Genomic DNA, 17284 nt, shown 5'->3' on the forward strand with positions numbered 1-17284 from the left:
AAAAGGAAGCCAACAGGCTTCCTTTTACTTGTATCAAAGCGGACTGTGTCCTACAGCGCCTTCAAGGCGTTCAGGATCCGCTTATCCGAGATGGGATACTTGGTCCCCAGCGTCTGGGCAAAACAGGAGACCCGGTACTCCTCGAGCATCCAGCGGATCTCCGTCAGCGCCTCGGGCACCGACTGACCTTTGGGCACTTTTTTCAGCGCCTCCTGATAGGCTTGTTCGACCTTCTGGATCTTCAGCAGTTGCAGCTTATCCCGTTGAGGATCCGCCGGCAGTTTCTCCAGACGTCGCTCCACGGCTTTCAGGTAGCGCACTAAATCGTCCAACTTGTCCCAACCGGTATCAGCCACGAAGCCCTTGTAGACCAGGCGATCCAGGTGAGCCTGAACATCCGACAGGGCAAAAGCCATATCCAGGGTGATCTTGCCCTTGAGCCGCTTCTTAATGGCGCCCCAGGCGGTCAGCACCGCTTCCACCTTGGTGCCAATCGCCACCACGGTATCGCCCAGATCCGCCCGCACTCGCTCCCGGGCCGCGACGAAACTCTGCTCATTGGACACGCCCAAATGATGCGTCGCCAGGATCTGATCGATCCCCGCATCGATGCAGTCGGCGATCAGCAGGTCGACCCGACCAAAGGGGTTGAAATACATCGCCAGCTTGGACTTGTTGGGCAGTTTCTGCTGCAGGTATTTCACCGGATTGGGGACGTTGATCAGCAGCAGCTTACGCAGGCCGGCACGGTTGGCACCCACCGCCTTCTCTTCGCTGTCAAACAGCTTCACCGCCACGCTCTCCCCCTCGTCCACCAGGGCCGGGTACGCCTTGACGGTGTAGGCACCACGCTTTTGCTCATAGCTTTGTGGCAAGTCACCCAGGGTCCAGTCGGTCAGGCCCGACTGCTCAATGCCTGAGTCCGCCACCTTGGCGATCACCTGCTTAACCTTGCCCTTGAGGGACTCCTTCAGTGCCAAAAGATCCCGCCCCTGGGCCAGCACCTTGCCTTTGTCGTCCTCCACCTTAAAGTTGAACACCAGGTGGCGGGGAAGATCCGACAGGACAAAGTCCTCCGGCGTCAACTTGGTGCCGGACATGCGCAAAAACTGCTTGCACAGGGCCTCGAGCAGGGGCATTTCAAACGGCGTGATATTGGCCAGCGCCGCCGAGGCATAATTGGGCGCCGGAACAAACTGTCGGCGCAGCGCCTTGGGCAGGGTTTTGATCAATGCCACCACCAACTCATGGCGCAGGCCCGGCACCAGATAGTCAAACCCCTGTGGCTCGAACTGGTTAAGCAGGGCGATAGGCAGGTGCAGGGAGACACCATCGTCCTCGGCCGTCGGCTCAAACTGGTAGGAGAGCGGCAGAGTTATGCCCTGCTGGGTCCAAAAATCCGGGAAGTCCTGCTCGCCGATATGGTCTGCGTCCCGTTTCATCAGCTCCGACTTGGTGAAGTCGAGCAGATCCCGGTTCTCACGCTTGGCCTTGTTCCACCAGCCCTGGAACAACTGGCGGGTATAGACGCCCTCACCCACCCGCTCGTCATAGAAGGCGCGCAGGATCTCATCGTCCACCAGAATATCGCGGCGACGGGACTTGTGCTCCAACGTCTCGACCTCGTCCAGCAAATCCATATTGCGCTTGAGGAAGGGCTCATTCAGGCCCAGCTCACCGTTCACCAGGGCTTCGCGCAGGAAGATCTGGCGGGACTCGATGGGATCGATGGGCCCGAACTGCACCTTGCGGCCGGGGACGATGATCAGGCCAAACAGGCTCACCTGCTCGGAGGCCACCACAGAGCCAGGTTTCTTCTCCCAGTGCGGCTCGCTGTGGCTCTTCTTCACCAGATGGCCCGCCAGCGACTCCACCCAGTCCGGGTTGATCTTGGCCACGGTGCGGGCAAACAGCCGGCTGGTTTCGGTCAGCTCGGCGGCCATCAGCCACTTGGGCGGCTTCTTGGCCAGCTTGGAGCCCGGGAAGACGTAAAACTTGGCGTTGCGGGCACCCTTGAAGCTGCCATCCGCCTCCTTCTGGCCGATGTGGGACAGCAACCCGGACAGCAGTGCCTGGTGGATCTGATCGTATCCCGCCCGCTCACCCAGGCTGATGTGGATATCGAGATCGTTCAGGCTCTGGCGAATTTGCGAGTAGAGATCCTGCCACTCCCTCACCCTCATGTAGTTGAGGAACTCGCTCTTGCACAGGCGCCGGAAGGCACTGGAGGAGAGCGCCTTCTGCTGCTCCCTCAGGTAATCCCACAGGTTCAGGTAGGCGATGAAATCCGAGTCCTTGTCGACGAACCGGCTGTGTTTCTCATCCGATGCCTGCTGGCGATCCATGGGACGCTCCCGGGGATCCTGGATGGAGAGGGCCGAGACGATCACCATCACCTCGTTGACACAGCCCTGCCCCTTGGCCTCCAGCACCATGCGTGCCAGGCGGGGATCGATGGGCAGGCGAGCCAGTTGACGACCCGACTTGGTCATCTTCGGCAGCCCCTTGTGCACCGTGATGGCACCCAGCTCCACCAGCAGGTTCATGCCATCGTTGATATGGCGGTTATCCGGCGGCTGGACGAAGGGGAAGGCAGCAATATCGCCGAGCCCCAGGTTGAGCATCTGCAGGATCACCGAGCCCAGGTTCGTGCGCAGGATCTCCGGATCGGTAAACTCGGGTCGACCCAGGTAATCCTCCTCGGAGTAGAGGCGGATACAGATCCCTTCGGAGACCCGGCCACAACGGCCCGCGCGCTGGTTGGCGCTGGCCTGGGACACCGGCTCAATGGGCAGACGCTGCACCTTGGTGCGGTAGCTGTAACGGCTGATCCTCGCGGTCCCGGGATCGATCACATATTTAATGCCCGGCACCGTCAGCGAGGTCTCGGCCACGTTGGTGGAGAGCACGATACGCCGGCCGGCGTGACCGGAGAAGATCCGCGCCTGCTCGCTGTGGGACAAACGGGCATACAGAGGCAAGATCTCCGTATCCCGCAGGTTGCGACGGCTCAGGGCATCGGCGGCATCGCGGATCTCCCGTTCGCCGTTCATAAAGATGAGGATATCCCCCGGCCCTTCGGCACACAGTTCATCCACCGCGGCAAAAATGCCCTCCATGAGATCCATGTCAGGTCCGTCATCACGCACCAGAGGCAGATAACGCTGTTCCACCGGGTAGGTTCGGCCGGAAACCTCGATCACCGGCGCCCCGTCGAAGTGACGGGAGAAGCGATCGACATCAATGGTTGCCGAGGTGATCACCACCTTAAGATCCGGCCGCCGGGGCAGCAACTCCTTGAGGTAGCCCAGAATAAAATCGATGTTAAGGCTGCGTTCGTGGGCCTCATCGATGATCAGGGTATCGTACTGATCCAACCAACGGTCGTGCTGGATCTCCGCCAGCAGGATCCCGTCGGTCATCAACTTGACGTAGCTCTCTTTTGAGGTCTTATCGGCAAAGCGCACCTTAAAGCCGACATGCTGGCCCAACTCGGACTGCAGCTCCTCGGCCACCCGGCTGGCTACCGCCCGGGCCGCCAGACGCCGCGGCTGGGTGTGCCCAATGATCCCCCGGGTGCCCCGCCCCAGCTCCATGCAGATCTTGGGCAGCTGGGTGGTCTTCCCCGAACCGGTTTCGCCGGCCACGATCACCACCTGATGGTTAGCGATCGCCTCGGCGATCTCCTCGCGACGCTCTGACACCGGCAGATCCGGATAGACGATCTTCGGCAGATCGATGGTGCGCTGGGCCACCCGCTGCTGGCTTTGCTCCTTTAGCGCAACCAGCTGCTCGGTGATGGCGGACCGTTTGTCGACGTCCTTGATCTTCTTCATGCCGGCAAGGCGCTTGCGAATGGTCGCCGCATCGCTCGCCATACAGTGGACAAGCTCTTGGGGGGAAAAGGGATTGGCGTTGCTCAAGGCGGGATCCTGTCAGTCTTCTTGTTAACCGGCGGATCCTATCAGGCTCAGGCCGCCAGGTTAAGGGGATCCCCATCGGCTGACTACTTTTTACCGCACTGAATCGGCCGAGCCGGTACTAATCGTCCTTTGACTCGTTGGAGGGGTTCGTCAGATGCTGCTTCAATGCGGCAAACCGGGACAACACCCCACCACGTACTCGATTTGACAGGATCTCCAACAGATCAACGCCCCAGAGGACCGCCACCAGGATCAGCGACAGGCTGATCGCCACAGCCGGGCTAAACACAGTGAGGCACACGCCGATGGCCGCCAACGCCCAGATGGTGGCCGCCGTGGTCAAACCGTGGACCTCGCCCTTACGGGTCATCATGACCCCAGCACCGAGAAAGCCGATCCCCGTCACCACCTGACCGACGATCCGAGAAGGATCCGTCGCCGGGCCGCTCACTGCGATTGCCGCCACCATAAACCAGTGGGTGCCCAGTACCACCAGGGCCGAGGTACGGATCCCCACCGCTTTCCCCCGGGACTGACGCTCAAATCCCACCAGCCCTCCGCACAACAGGGCCGTCAGCAGATCTTGCCAGGCAAAAGGGGTAATGGCCCCGGCGATCGTCTCAATGTCCATCCATGCTCCCGCCTGAGTTTATTGTGTAAGGCTATGCCGGTTGACACGTTTTTGCCGGTTCAAAGGCGCCATTTCAGCCGGTTTCCGATCCAAACCCCCTCAATAAGTGTGATCTGGATCGACATTTTCACTTCCCAGGCCCCGATCGATCCGCACCAGAAAATGGCGCAGCTCCCCTCAACCTCAATCGTTTAATGCCTTGGATCAGCAAACATGACCCAATTTGTTCTGACTTTTCAGCCCTTTCTACCTGAACACGGCCATGAACAATGGATTGCATTAAGAATCATTCTCAATTAACTTGGCGACCAACTTGTGCAACTGACTATCATTCCCATTTGAGAGGGCGCTTCCATGCTGTACCCCCACTCCGTCGCCATTACCCTGATCACCCTGCTCAGCAGCCCCATGGTCCTGGCGGCAGCACCGATCGAAACGCTGACGGTACGCGGCCAGTCGTTTGACGACTACAAACCCGATAACGCCAGCGGCGCCCTGCGGGGCGACATTCCTCTGCTGAGCACACCGCAATCGGTCTCGGTGATCCCGGAGATCGTCATCGATGAACAATTGGCCACCACCCTGGGTGAAGTCCTGGGCAACGATGCTTCCATCACCGCCGGCTCCCGCAAATGGAACCGGGAGGTGTTTAACCTGCGTGGCTTTGAGCTCAACTCCGGCAACGGCTACCTGCGCAATGGTCACCAGCACTGGTCCCACTATGTGCAGCCGATGGAGACCCTGGATCGGATCGAGGTACTGAAAGGCCCCTCCTCCATGCTCTATGGTCAGTCCGCGCCCGGCGGGCTCGTCAATATGGTCACCAAGAAGCCAACCCATCAGAGATCCTTATCCCTGGCGGCCGACATCGACGATCAGGGCGGGACCCGCTACCAGCTTGACGGGGGGGGCCGGCTCGATGAGCAGGGCGCCCTGCGCTATCGCACCGTGCTGGTAAAGCAGGACAGTCGCTACTGGCGCCGCTATCAGGACGGTGAGCATAACGAGCGTGACCGCTTTCTGGGGTATCTCAATCTGGAGGCCGATCTGGGCTCATGGGGGCAGGTCGCCGTCCATGCCGACCGCACTCAGGACAAAGCCGGGATCGATCGGGGTGCCTGGCTCGATGGCGAGGGCAAGGTGATCGGCGATGACCGTCAGATCTGGGACATGCCCTGGTCCTTTACCGATAACGAGATCGATAACTATGGCCTGGATCTCACCCTCTACCTGGGGGATCACTGGGATCTGCACACAGGTTACAACCAGCAAAACTTCTACCGTCAGCGCTTCGATTCATCCCCCAGCTACGAACGGTACGAGGCCGACACGCAAAGCTATCAATATCGCGCCTTTGATCGGGAGGATGACTGGCGGTTCACCACCTACTACGCCGATCTCACCGGCCAAGTGCAGCTCGGCGGGCTTCAGCATCAACTGCTGATCGGTGCCAATGCCCTGGAGTACTTCTACCAAACCCGCCGCGATACCGGTAGCTGGACCAGGGTCACGGTTGGTACGCCGGTGAGTCAACGACCCGACCTCGATTTTCACCGGATCGACAAGGGGCCAGCAACAGAGTATCAGTACTACGGCATCTACCTGCAGGATCTGATCACCCTGGGCGATCACTGGCAACTGCTACTGGGAGGACGCTACGACAGGATGAGTAAAGAAGAGGCTGGCGGCGACAACCAGGCGTTTCTGCCCCGGGCCGGTGTGATCTTCCATCCCCACCCCGATGCCAGCCTCTATGTCAACTATGCCGAAAGCTTTGAGCCCCAGGGTGCGATCACCGATCAAGCCGACGCCAACTTTGGCCTGGATCTGGATCCGGAGCTGGCGCGCTCCTGGGAGCTGGGGGGCAAATGGGAGCTCTCCAATGGACGCTTGCTGCTCACCGGGGCCCTGTTCAATATTGAGAAGAGCGGCTTTACCCTGAGCCAAACCCTGCCGGATGATCCCGAGTTTGACACCGTTACCACCCAGGGTGGCAAACAGCGCCATCGCGGATTGGAGTTGGCGGCTCAGGGCCGGTTGGCCGAGCAATGGTTCGTGATGAGCTCCATGATGTACCTGGACGCCAAGTACATCGAACATGACGAGTATCAGGGGCTGATCCCCATCGATGCACCGGAGTGGAGCGCCAGCCTCTGGTCGCGCTACCAGGTGAGCGAAGGCTTTGCCCTGAACCTGGGCCTGATCTACGAAGGCGATCGCTATGCCAACCTGGGCGAGGTGGTGCAGAACGACCAGTCCATTGCCGCCCCCAACGCCATGATCAAAGAGGGCTATCTCCGTCTGGATGCCGGTGCCTCCTATCGTACCCGCCTGGGCGGCAGCGAACTCAGCCTGCGGCTCAACCTGGAAAACCTGCTGGATACCCACTACCTGGCAGGAGGCAGCTACAGCGATGTCAGCCTGGGCGAAGGGCGTAACCTGCGCGCAGCGGCCACCCTGAGCTTCTAATACAAGGCTTGTAACCTAGGGTCTGTTGACCTTTCGTGGTTAACTTTTGTTCGAGCCAAAGGCGCTTTAATCGCGGCGAGTACGATGACGCCTAGTGGGCTAAGCAAAGAGTGCTCAACAAAGAGTAAAGCGCCTTTGGACGAACCCACAGGGCAGCGCTTGCTGGCGATTTATTCAGCGTTGTCGGCCACTTCTTGAGGCCCACTCAACTTCGCGCCCTCCACCTTGCCTAAATCACCAGCAAACAGCTGCAAAAACCATCACGAAAGGTCAACAGACCCTAGGGAACCATCTGTCGACATGTCACTGATAACTTGCTGACTTAAAAAGCGTATTCTGAAAACACTTCGAATCCACCGCGCGCCGGTTGCTCGGCGCTCGGGATCAATATCAACCTTAAGGCTTGGCACCATGCGTCCTATTCGTCTTACCCTGTTTGGCCTGCTCCTGGCCGTCACCGCCCTCTGGCTGATCTCCATGGATCTGGGCGGACTGAAACCCGGCTATTTCTCCATTCGCTACTACACGGTGCAGTACTCAGGCGTGCTGCTGATGGCCATAATGAGCGTCGCCATGGTACTGGCCCTGCGCCTGCCACTGGTGGAACGCCTAACCGCTGGCCTGGATAAAGCCTACCGCCTGCACAAGTGGCTGGGGATCGCCACACTGGTCGTCGGCGCCCTCCACTGGTATTGGGCCAAAGGCACCAAATACCTGGTGGGCTGGGGCATTCTCGAGCGGCCACAGCGGGGTCCACGACCCGAACTGGATCCCGCCAGTATCGAAGCCCTACTGCGTTCACAGAGAAAACTGGCGGAGATCGCCGGTGAGTGGGCCTTCTACCTTCTGATCGGACTGCTGGCCCTGTCCCTGCTTAAGCGCATCCGCTACGGCCTGTTTCGCTACAGCCACAAGCTGGTCGCTGCCACCTACCTGGTGTTTGTCTTCCACTCCATCGTGCTGCTGCGCTTTGATCAATGGCAGACCCCGAGCGGCCTGATGATGGCACTGCTGATCTTGGCCGGTAGCCTCGCAGCACTGTGCAGCCTGTTTGGCCGGATCGGTCACCACCGTCGTGTTGCCGGCCGGGTAAGCCAGGCTGAGATCGACAGCGAGGAGAAAGTGGTGTCCCTCACCATCGACACCCAGGGCCAATGGCCGGGACACAAGGCGGGGCAGTTTGCCTACCTGGGTTTTGACGACGAAGCGCCCCACCCCTACACCCTGGCTTCACAGGATCGCGGTGATGGCAGGATCCGATTTACCATCAAGGCCCTGGGGGATCATACTCAGAACCTGCTGGCCCAGGCCCAGTCCGGGGCCCTGACCGGCCGGTGTGTGACGGTGGAGGGACCCTATGGTCAGTTTCACTTTGATCACGGCGCCCGGCAGCAGATCTGGATCGCCGGAGGGATCGGCCTGGCCGCATTTACCGCCCGCCTGGAGGCACTGGCCCATCATCAGCCCAAATCTCACCAGTCACGGGATATCACCCTGTTTTTCAGCACCCGAGCCCCCCATGGAGACACCCTGGCCAAGCTTCAGGCCCTGGCGGATGCGGCCAATATCACCCTGGTCATCGTGGATACGACACAACGTGGGCGACTGGATCTGGCGGATCTCGATGCCGTGGTACAGGACTGGCAGGACGTGGCTTTCTGGTTCTGCGGACCAACGGCCCTGGGGCTCGCTCTAAAAGCCGCACTGCACAAGCAGCGCCATGCCGTCGACTTCCATCAAGAGTTGTTTGAGATGCGGTGATCTTTTTCCACGGCACCGCTCCCACTGAACGGGAGCGGTCATCGGCACCGACGGTGCAAACTCGACGCCGCTCTCTTGGGTCCGGGCTTAAACGTCTGCTTCACCCATCACTGAGCCCCAGCTCAGAGAGATCTCGGGCTATCAAACTCAGCGGATCGCCAATCGAGCCGCACGGGCACTGGCCGGGGGCGGAAAGGCCGCATCGAGTCGTGCCAGATCGTCTCGACTCAAGGTAAGAGTCGCCGCATCCAGGTTCTCCTTCACCCGCTCGATACGAGAAGATTTCGGAATGGCGATCACCCGTTCCTGCGCCAACAGCCAGGCCAGGGCGATCTGGGCTGGTGTCCTGCCATGCTCGTCGGCCAGCTCCCCCAGCAGTGGATGGTGCAACAATGCCCCCTCATCCAGCGGACAGTACGCCATGGTGGCGATCCCACGGTCATCACAAAAGGGTTTCAATGCCCACTCGGTCTCTCTATGGGCCAGGTTGTAGAGCACCTGATTCACCGCGCACTGCTGATCACCATCGGCCTGGCAAAAGGGTTTCATCTCGTCGATGTCGAGATTGCTCACGCCATAATCCCGGATCTTGCCCTGCGCCTTTAGGGTGAGCAGGCCTTCGAGGATCTCCTCAAAGGGCACCGAGCTGCTCCAGTGCAACAGGTAGAGATCCAGGTAGTCCGTACCGAGTCGGCGCAGAGACGCCTCACAGGTGCGGATCAACTGAGATCGTGATGCGTGATAGGGATAAAACTTGCTCACCAGGTAGATCCGGTCGCGATACCCTTGCATCGCACTGCCGACGATCCGCTCCGCCTCCCCCTCGCCATACATCTCGGCGGTATCGATCAGCCTGGCGCCATACTCGATCCCCTGACGAAGGGCATTGATCTCCTGTTGACGAGTACGGGGATCTTCCCCCATATGCCAAGTCCCCAACCCCAGTCTCGGGATCCTATTACCACTGGGCAAGCACACCGCTTCCATCTTAAAACCTCTCCCTGTTGTCATTGGCTCGATGATAACCTAACAACATGACTTGTAAGTGAAAATATTAACAAAGTCGAGGCATTGAACTGGATGTGGTGCAAATGAGAGCCGATCACACCCACCGCTATGACTGAAACACCTGAGCGAGCGGCGCTCCCCGCCGCCGGTATCAAGGCCCTCCTAGAAACTAGCTAAGCTATAAGGGTGTTAAGCCTGGATGAGAGCCGCTGATGGGCATTCAATGAACCGGCCCCTTTGAACCCCCTGCGCACGGCCTCTTGGCGTAGAGCAGGACGCGTACCCAGGTGGACATGACGAAAGGCGTCGATGCGCCGTAACCTGACATTACGGTAACGATCAGGGCAAGGAACCAAGAGACTGGTTCGAGATCGCTGCAAGCCGTTTGCCCCTGTGGACAGCCTTTTGGCGTAGATCAGGGCGCGTATCGATATGGACATGACGAAAGGCGTCGATGCGCCGCAACCTGACATGGCGACGGCGCTCATCGCACAGATCCACAAAGTCGACTCGAGATCTCTGAAAAGGGACGAACATACCAACCGACTCGACTCAATACTCGTTCCCAATTGTGCGACACCCGACGAGCGGTTAGTCTTCCCGGGTTTTGGGGATCTGCGCTCTTAGGTCCTAGTACCCGGAACCCGGAACCCGGAACCTAAGAACCAAGCACCGCAGCCGCCCGTTAATAAAGGAGCAGATGTAACAACCGCCATTTAGAACCCGGCAGCGCCGCTCATTGAACCAGGGCTCCTCGACACTCCTTCACCCTTGTGGCTCACCCAGCGCCCGGTGCCGCTATGCTTTCTCTCATCGCCTTTTTCGTCAGGTGTCCCTATGCCGACTCTACGCTTGCTGTTCGCCCTGCTCCTTACCACCTCCCCCGCCCAGGCGTCGGCCCCCACAATTACCCTGACAACCGTAGAAACCGAGATCCTCGCCGAACTTAACTTTGTCCGCACCGAGCCGGATCGCTATGCCAAAGCCGTTCTGATCCCCATGCGCCCCTACTACCGAGACAAACAGATCTGGGCACCGCCCTGGTTTATTGAACGCGCCGATCGGACCCATGTGGTCGACACTCAGGAGGGATCAAGGGCGCTTGAGGAAGCGATCCACGTTGTGCAGGAAACATCCCCCATGGGCGCCCTGATCCCCCGTTATGGCTTGGTCCTTGCCGCTCGCGAGCACCTCAGGGATCAAGCCCAGCACAACCAGGTAGGGCACCTGGGTACGGACGGCTCTACCCCGCAGGTACGGATCGATCGCCAGGGTCACTGGACGGGGCTTGCCGGTGAAAACCTCTTCTATGGCAAAGCCGAAAGGATGGTGGCACGCCATGCGGTCATGTCTTTACTGATTGACGATGGTGTCAAGGATCGGGGCCACCGCACACAGATCCTCAACCCAGATCACCGTTACGTAGGGATCGCCTATGGCCCCCACCCGAGCTACGGCGCCCTGTGCGTACAAGTGTTCACCACTGAATTTGTCGAGTGATAGCCGCCAGCCATGGGATCCTTTGCTAAGCTCGGCTGACAGCAAAAAGAGAGGTCCAGCCGATGACGTTAGAACAACTCAAAGCCCTCGCTCCCATAGATCAAATCGATATTCGCTCCCTCGGAGGTCCCCTCTACCACGCCGTGGCCATCATCAAGGGTCAGTCCCATCTGCTGAGAACCGACGATCATCGCTCTCTGATCGGCCACAGTCTGGGCCAATTTCAAACCTGGCTCAGTGGGATCGAGATCCGCCAACTCAGGCTGCTGCAAGACAGCCCCTTTGACGAGATGATCGGTCAGCCTGTGCGCCAGGAACCCAACACCCTGGAGCTGCACCTTCACCAATGTAAGCTGCTGCCCTTTCCCACTCAAAACCAAGGGCTCCATCGCTAAGGGCTGTAATGGGGTGCTGGGGGATAGCCAGTCCCCCTCACGCCATAAGCGGGTAGTGGATCACATTATGAAATCGGACTTTGCCCGCAGCAGCATGATAACCATGGGGCTGATCCGCATTGAATCTCAGCGCCTCGCCGGCCTTAAGTGGATGCCACTGCCCATCAAACAGAACCGACAGCTCCCCGCTGATCAGGATCACATGCTCGATCACGCCCTGCTGATGAGGCTCAGATAACTGACGATGGCCCGGGCTCAGGGTGATGGCCAACAGCTCCAATCCGGTATCTGCGGCAAACGGCAACAGCGCTTCCACCTGCATGTTGGGATCCCGGGGAAAAGCCTCCTCGGCGTCAAACGGAGCGGTGCGATCAACGAAAAAGGCGGTATAGGAGCAGGCCAGGCCGGTGGCGATCTTCCACAGGGTGGCAATGGTCGGGCTCGATTCTCCCCGCTCGATCTGCCCCAGCATCGCCTTGGAGACACCGGTGGCCTGAGCCGTTCGGTCCAGGCTCCAACCCCGCTGCGAGCGCATCGCCTTTAGACGCTTTCCAACCCGTTCACTGAACCCCTGACTCATTCCACTCTCCTCTCAATCAACACCTGTGTTGCTGCAGCTTAAGGCGCCGAAGCGTCTCACTCCCATCGGTACATTGACATTGTACGTTATAACGCACAAACTGACACCCCAGCCTGTGCGCTATAGCGCACAACCTGTTTTAAAAGGATGCATCAAATGAAAGGAGCGTGGCAAACGAGCCATTGGGTGGCCGGGTTGACGGCCGTGGTCGTAGGCTACAGCAGCAGTGTGGTGCTGGTGATCCAGGCAGCGCAAACCCTTGATGCCACCACCGCCCAGATCAGCAGCTGGCTGCTGGCCCTGGGGCTGTGCATGGGGATCGGCGGGATCGGTTTATCACTGAGGTACAAGCAGCCGGTGATGCTGGCCTGGTCCACACCCGGTGCGGCACTCCTGCTGACGGCCCTGGAGGGCTATCAACTGGCCGATGCGATTGGGGCCTTTATCTTGAGCGCCCTGCTGATCCTGATCACAGGCACCCTCCGCCCTCTGGCACGGATGATCGAGCGGGTGCCCGCCTCCCTCTCTGCCGCCATGTTGGCCGGGATCCTGTTGGATTTTGGCCTGGGGATCTTTACCCCGTTGGCGGATTCCGCTCCCCTGTGCGTCGGCATGCTCGCCTTATACCTGATCGGTCGTCGTTTCTGCGCCCGCTACCTGGGTCTGCTGCTGCTTTGTAGCGCCATCACGGCCACCCTCACCCTGGGGGAGCTGTCATGGCACACCCTGTCCTGGTCTCTGGCCACCCCGGTGTGGCAGCCCCCCGCCTTCTCCTGGTCCGCCGCACTGGGGATCGCCCTGCCCCTTTACCTGATCACCATGGTGTCGCAAAACCTGCCCGGCATCGCGGTGCTCAGAGCCCATGGCTTTCACGCCCGGGCCGACCGGTTACTGCAGGGCAGTGGCGCCTTGAATCTGCTGTTTGCCCCCCTGGGCGGATTCAGCTGCAACCTGGCGGCGATCACCGCCGCCATCTGTATGACCGACGCAGCAGGAGAGCAACGGGAGCAGCGCTATCGTGCCGCCGTGGCAGCCGGTATTTTCTATCTGGTTGCCGGCCTGTTTGGCATGACGGTCGCCACCCTGTTTATGGCTTTTCCCACTGTGGTGGTGCAACTGCTGGCAGGCCTGGCTCTGTTGGGCACACTGCAATCCAGTCTGCAGCGGGCCATGAGCGAAGATCAGGAAGCCGCGCTGATCACCCTGTTGCTGACCGCTTCCGGGGTCCAGTGGCTGGGCCTCGGTGCTCCGCTTTGGGGTCTGCTCGCCGGACTGCTGATCCGCGGCGTGCTTCATGGTCCCCAGCGGCGCGCCGAGCCCCAGCCGCTAACCACGCCGTTAGCAGGAAGAAGTGGCAAATAGCCTGGTGTCGGCACTAACCCTTGGCCCTCGGTCGCCCCATGCGTGCCAGGGCCTCTTTCGGCGGATTGTACTGCGCGACGATAAACTCCAGATTGCCACTGGCAAAACCAACAAACTCGCGCTGCAGCTGCAACTCCCAGCACTTTTCGGCAATCTCATCCAGCAGGGCTTCCCTGTGTCGCCCCTTGGCCCCGGCCATGGAGTCAAAATGATCGATCGCCCGGCGCAACGCCTCACCGGCTTCCCCCAGGGCACTGCTTTGCTCCCTCATCAACTGACGCTCAATCCCCTGCTGTTGCTGCTGGCGCATCCCCCGAATAGACATGATCACTCCCAAATTCAGACGTAGGGCATGAACGGCTCATCGATAGGTGTTTGAGCCAGATGATTGGTATAGTTACTCATCACTTTTTGACACACCCCAAGCAACAGCTCAAGCAGGTGTTGCTGATCGTACCCGGCAGCCAGGAAGGTCTCGATCTGGGTTTCACTCAGCACGCCCCGCTGATGCACCATGGCATGGGTGGTATCCCGCAGCAGTTGGAGTTTGGGATCCGCCAGAGGCTTCGCCTCTTTCAGCGCCAGGATCACCCCCTCGTCCACGCCCATCTGATAAGCGATCGCCGTATGAGCCGGTTTGCAGTAATGGCAGGCATGTTCTGTGTTCACCGTTTGCCAGATCACGGTTCTTTCCGTGTCGTTAAAACGGGTTGCCATAAACAAACGATGGAGGTGCTGGTAGGCTTCCAGCAAAGCCGGCGAGCGTGCCATCACGCCGTGCAGGTTGGGCACCATACCGTAATCGCTTTGGGACTGGGCCAGCAGGGGTTGACTGTCCTTGGGGGCCGTTGCCACGGTGAAGAGAGTAAAAGGTTTCATTGCTGCCATCCCTTAAAGACTAAAAGGGACCGCCTGTGCATTGCGGTCCCTGTGAAGGTGGCAGGCTTTGCCCCATAGTGCCAGTCAACAGCCCCAACTTCGGTCAAACGAGAGCCCATCATAGAGCACGGCCCCCTATCCCTTCCTCTGGGCTATCCCTCTCATTCCATCCTGAGTCTGAGCACCATCACCCAAGCGACTCACCATCCCTCCGGATGGGCTTGAGTCTCGTTTCACTTAAACCGAAGCTTACAGCACCAGCTCTACGCGCAATGACTGGCTGACCGCCCTTCCCCGTAACAAGGCAGGAAACCAATTTGGGCTTTGCTCCAGTGCCCGCTTGAGCTGAGCCAACTTGTGGTCGGGTGCCGACAAGATGGTCATATCGCTGATGCTGCCATCGGCCTCGATCATCAACCGCACTTCGACGGGCTCAGGCTGGTCCCCACGAAATTGGCTCAAATGCTGCTCCCAACTGGTTGGCGGCCGGGGAGTTGAGCGGATCTGCTGATATCGGGTGCTGCCCCCCTCACGCACGGACCAGCCGACAACAAATTCACCGAGTTCATAGAGTTCACGATACAAAATCCGGCCATCTTCGGCATACTGGGTCCATTCACCGTGACGTTGGCCATCCCTGTATTGTCCGCTTTGTATGCGTACGCCAAGATCGTTATGACTCTCGTATCGTCCTGTGCCCTGGCTCAACCATAAGTGCCCATCCGGTCCCCAGAAATTTTCGATCACAAATCGTTCTCTGGACTTGCCTTGCTTGTCAGTGAAGCGTTGCCAACGCCCCTCCTCCTTCAGTTGACCGTCTTCATACCACCACTGCCAGAGGCCCACCTTAAGATCAGCATCGAAATACTTAACGCCCTTACGTGCCCCCGAAGGGAAATAGTAGGTAAACAGCCCTTCCTGCTTGCCGTCGACGAGGCGTCCTTCCCGTAGCAACACATGGTCGAGATCGTACTCTCGACCATAACCGGTATCGTCTTCCACACGGATGATCCGGGCTTGGGCCGGGTCCAAGAGCGTTTTGCCATCAGCATCCAGATAACTCAGGATCCCATCACCTGAGGTTGGTGTTAGCAGTGCCAAAAGTAGAGGCCACATATTTCAAAACACAGAAAAAAAATTTGTCGCTACGATAAAATATCGATTGGCATTCACCAAGTCCTAACCACAGAACTGTGCATTGGATTGACCTTCAGCGCTCACAACTGAGCAAAAATCATCCAGGCTTGACCTATGTCTTGCGATCCCTGATCCGTCCCCTGTGACGAAAAAACCTGAGACACAGAGCAGGAGCAGGCGTGGCACAGCATAGCTAACGAAGAAATTCTGCCCGAGTACTGGGATCGGTACGAAAGACCCCGCCCAAGGCCGTCGTCGTGGTATGGGAGTTGGTATCCATGATCCCTCTGGCCTTGACGCAATAATGGGTGGCGTCGATGGAGACTGCGACATTATCCGTCCCCAAGAGGGTTTGAAACGACACAAGAACCTGCCTTGTGAGTCGCTCCTGAACTTGAGGACGCTGGGCAAAAAAACGGACAATACGGTTAATCTTAGAAAGGCCTATCAATTTTTCCTTGGGTAAGTAGGCAACCTTAGCTCTGCCATCGATGGTAATAAAGTGATGTTCACAGGTACTGGTCACATCAATATCCGAGACGGTGATCATCTCATCGACGCGCATCTTGTTATCGATCAAGGCCACTGTTGGAAAGCCGCCATAATCCAGGCCTCGAAAGATCTCATCCACATACATTTTCGCTATCCGTTTGGGCGTCTCCGACAGACTATCGTCTGCCCGATCCAGGCCCAAAACATCCATGATCGCTGCCATATGCTGAGCAATAGCCTGTCTCTTTTGGTCATCCGTCATTGAGGATCCCAGCATGGGCGTTTCTAGCCCGGCCGCCTCAAGGGCGCTGCGGACTTCGATCGCGTGTGGTGACAGCATACGAGTCTCCTGTTTCGTCGAGATCAGGACAGCATCGGATGAGTGTAGTAGAAATGAGCATGGCCCCAACAAAGCGACGCTTTAACATCAAACAATTAACTTAGTTGTTCCTTTAAACCAGGTTGCCCGACCGCCATCGAAGCCATTCCATCAACCGAGCGGATCCGCTCTGTGATCTGGCATAGGGCTCAGACGCCATAGGCCAGGAAGGCGGAGATCCCTCGACTGGCCCCTAAACGGGGAGCCTTCCCGCATACACCTCAGTTATTGTTGCTCTCTCGACCCAACGCACCCAGCATTACCAAACCAATCACCAGGATCCCAAGGATCACGTAGGGCCAATTTGTGATCCCGTCAGCCTTGATGGACAAGTAGACAGCCAGTCCAACGGCTATGGTGATCAGGATTGCGACAATATCTTTTATATTCATTCTGTTACCCCTAAGTTTACAGCTTTGCCAACCACAGATTGTGTCGAGCGGCGTCATCAACTCCGGCGCACCCCTTGAGCCACCCTCAAGCCCGTTCTTCCGCGATGCCTCAGAGGAAGGTTGCGCGCGCGTTAATAAAAGGTTAGCCACATTGATTGAGTTGCACAACCACACAATCACCAGAGGAACGACTCTAACTCGCTGCACTGTAAAAGAAATCCACCACCTTTACAGAAACAGTAGTGGCTCCTTCATCCTCGACAGTCCGACATGACAAGATCCTGTCGCCATACGCCTCGGGGCCGCAGGATCCTCTGCTTGGCAAAGAAAGGTCAATTTGCTTGTCATCCCATGATCTGGGCTCTACTCACCTCAA

14 protein-coding genes are annotated in these 17284 nt (G+C 58.6%); 5 read left to right on the plus strand and 9 right to left on the minus strand.

Annotation, left to right across the window (positions count from 1 at the left end; translation table 11 throughout):
• Positions 1–50 precede the first annotated feature (50 nt).
• Both hrpA and AC2D8U_RS05940 read right to left on the minus strand, forming a co-directional pair.
• Positions 51–3923, minus strand: coding sequence for an ATP-dependent RNA helicase HrpA (hrpA, locus tag AC2D8U_RS05935; RefSeq protein WP_484618130.1), 3873 nt, complete (start codon positions 3921–3923; stop codon positions 51–53).
• Between the two features lie 118 nt (positions 3924–4041).
• Positions 4042–4554 (minus strand): MgtC/SapB family protein, encoded by a 513-nt coding sequence (locus AC2D8U_RS05940; RefSeq protein WP_484618131.1) that lies wholly within the window; start codon positions 4552–4554, stop codon positions 4042–4044.
• Positions 4555–4908: 354 nt separating this feature from the next.
• Here AC2D8U_RS05940 and AC2D8U_RS05945 point away from each other — a divergent pair, with 354 nt between their 5' ends.
• Both AC2D8U_RS05945 and AC2D8U_RS05950 read left to right on the plus strand, forming a co-directional pair.
• Positions 4909–7023, plus strand: a complete 2115-nt coding sequence (locus AC2D8U_RS05945) for a TonB-dependent siderophore receptor (RefSeq protein WP_484618132.1) — start codon at positions 4909–4911, stop codon at positions 7021–7023.
• Positions 7024–7434: 411 nt separating this feature from the next.
• Entirely contained in the window at positions 7435–8784 is a 1350-nt protein-coding gene (locus AC2D8U_RS05950; protein WP_484618133.1) for a ferredoxin reductase family protein, read from the plus strand.
• Between the two features lie 147 nt (positions 8785–8931).
• Here AC2D8U_RS05950 and AC2D8U_RS05955 read toward each other — a convergent pair whose 3' ends face one another.
• Entirely contained in the window at positions 8932–9771 is an 840-nt protein-coding gene (locus AC2D8U_RS05955) for an aldo/keto reductase (RefSeq protein WP_484618134.1), read from the minus strand.
• 858 nt (positions 9772–10629) lie between these two features.
• Between AC2D8U_RS05955 and AC2D8U_RS05960 the strand changes: the two genes are divergently transcribed.
• Positions 10630–11292, plus strand: coding sequence for a CAP domain-containing protein (locus AC2D8U_RS05960; RefSeq protein WP_484618135.1), 663 nt, complete (start codon positions 10630–10632; stop codon positions 11290–11292).
• Between the two features lie 62 nt (positions 11293–11354).
• Complete coding sequence (locus AC2D8U_RS05965; protein ID WP_484618136.1) at positions 11355–11687, plus strand: DUF6482 family protein; 333 nt, start codon at positions 11355–11357, stop codon at positions 11685–11687.
• Between the two features lie 37 nt (positions 11688–11724).
• On the opposite strand, the gene AC2D8U_RS05970 is transcribed toward AC2D8U_RS05965, so the two are convergent.
• Entirely contained in the window at positions 11725–12267 is a 543-nt protein-coding gene (locus tag AC2D8U_RS05970) for a helix-turn-helix domain-containing protein (RefSeq protein WP_484618137.1), read from the minus strand.
• Positions 12268–12423: 156 nt separating this feature from the next.
• Here AC2D8U_RS05970 and AC2D8U_RS05975 point away from each other — a divergent pair, with 156 nt between their 5' ends.
• Positions 12424–13629: a benzoate/H(+) symporter BenE family transporter gene (locus tag AC2D8U_RS05975; RefSeq protein WP_484618138.1), complete on the plus strand. Its 1206-nt coding sequence runs from the start codon at positions 12424–12426 to the stop codon at positions 13627–13629.
• A 13-nt stretch (positions 13630–13642) separates the two neighbouring features.
• Here the strand turns inward: AC2D8U_RS05975 and AC2D8U_RS05980 are convergent, their stop codons facing one another.
• From AC2D8U_RS05980 to AC2D8U_RS06000, 5 genes are all read right to left on the minus strand, one after another.
• Positions 13643–13954: a DUF6665 family protein gene (locus AC2D8U_RS05980; protein ID WP_484618139.1), complete on the minus strand. Its 312-nt coding sequence runs from the start codon at positions 13952–13954 to the stop codon at positions 13643–13645.
• 14 nt (positions 13955–13968) lie between these two features.
• On the minus strand, positions 13969–14508 hold the full coding sequence (locus AC2D8U_RS05985) for a carboxymuconolactone decarboxylase family protein (RefSeq protein WP_484618140.1): 540 nt from the start codon (positions 14506–14508) through the stop codon (positions 13969–13971).
• 249 nt (positions 14509–14757) lie between these two features.
• Positions 14758–15624: a hypothetical protein gene (locus AC2D8U_RS05990; RefSeq protein WP_484618141.1), complete on the minus strand. Its 867-nt coding sequence runs from the start codon at positions 15622–15624 to the stop codon at positions 14758–14760.
• 214 nt (positions 15625–15838) lie between these two features.
• A complete protein-coding gene (folE, locus tag AC2D8U_RS05995; protein WP_484618142.1) occupies positions 15839–16477 on the minus strand; it encodes a GTP cyclohydrolase I FolE in 639 nt (212 codons plus the stop codon).
• Between the two features lie 260 nt (positions 16478–16737).
• The gene (locus AC2D8U_RS06000) at positions 16738–16908 is read right to left on the minus strand and encodes a hypothetical protein (RefSeq protein ID WP_484618143.1); all 171 of its coding nucleotides are present in this window, start codon (positions 16906–16908) and stop codon (positions 16738–16740) included.
• Positions 16909–17284 lie beyond the last annotated feature (376 nt).

It is taken from the genome of Ferrimonas sp. YIN67 (genome assembly GCF_057219095.1).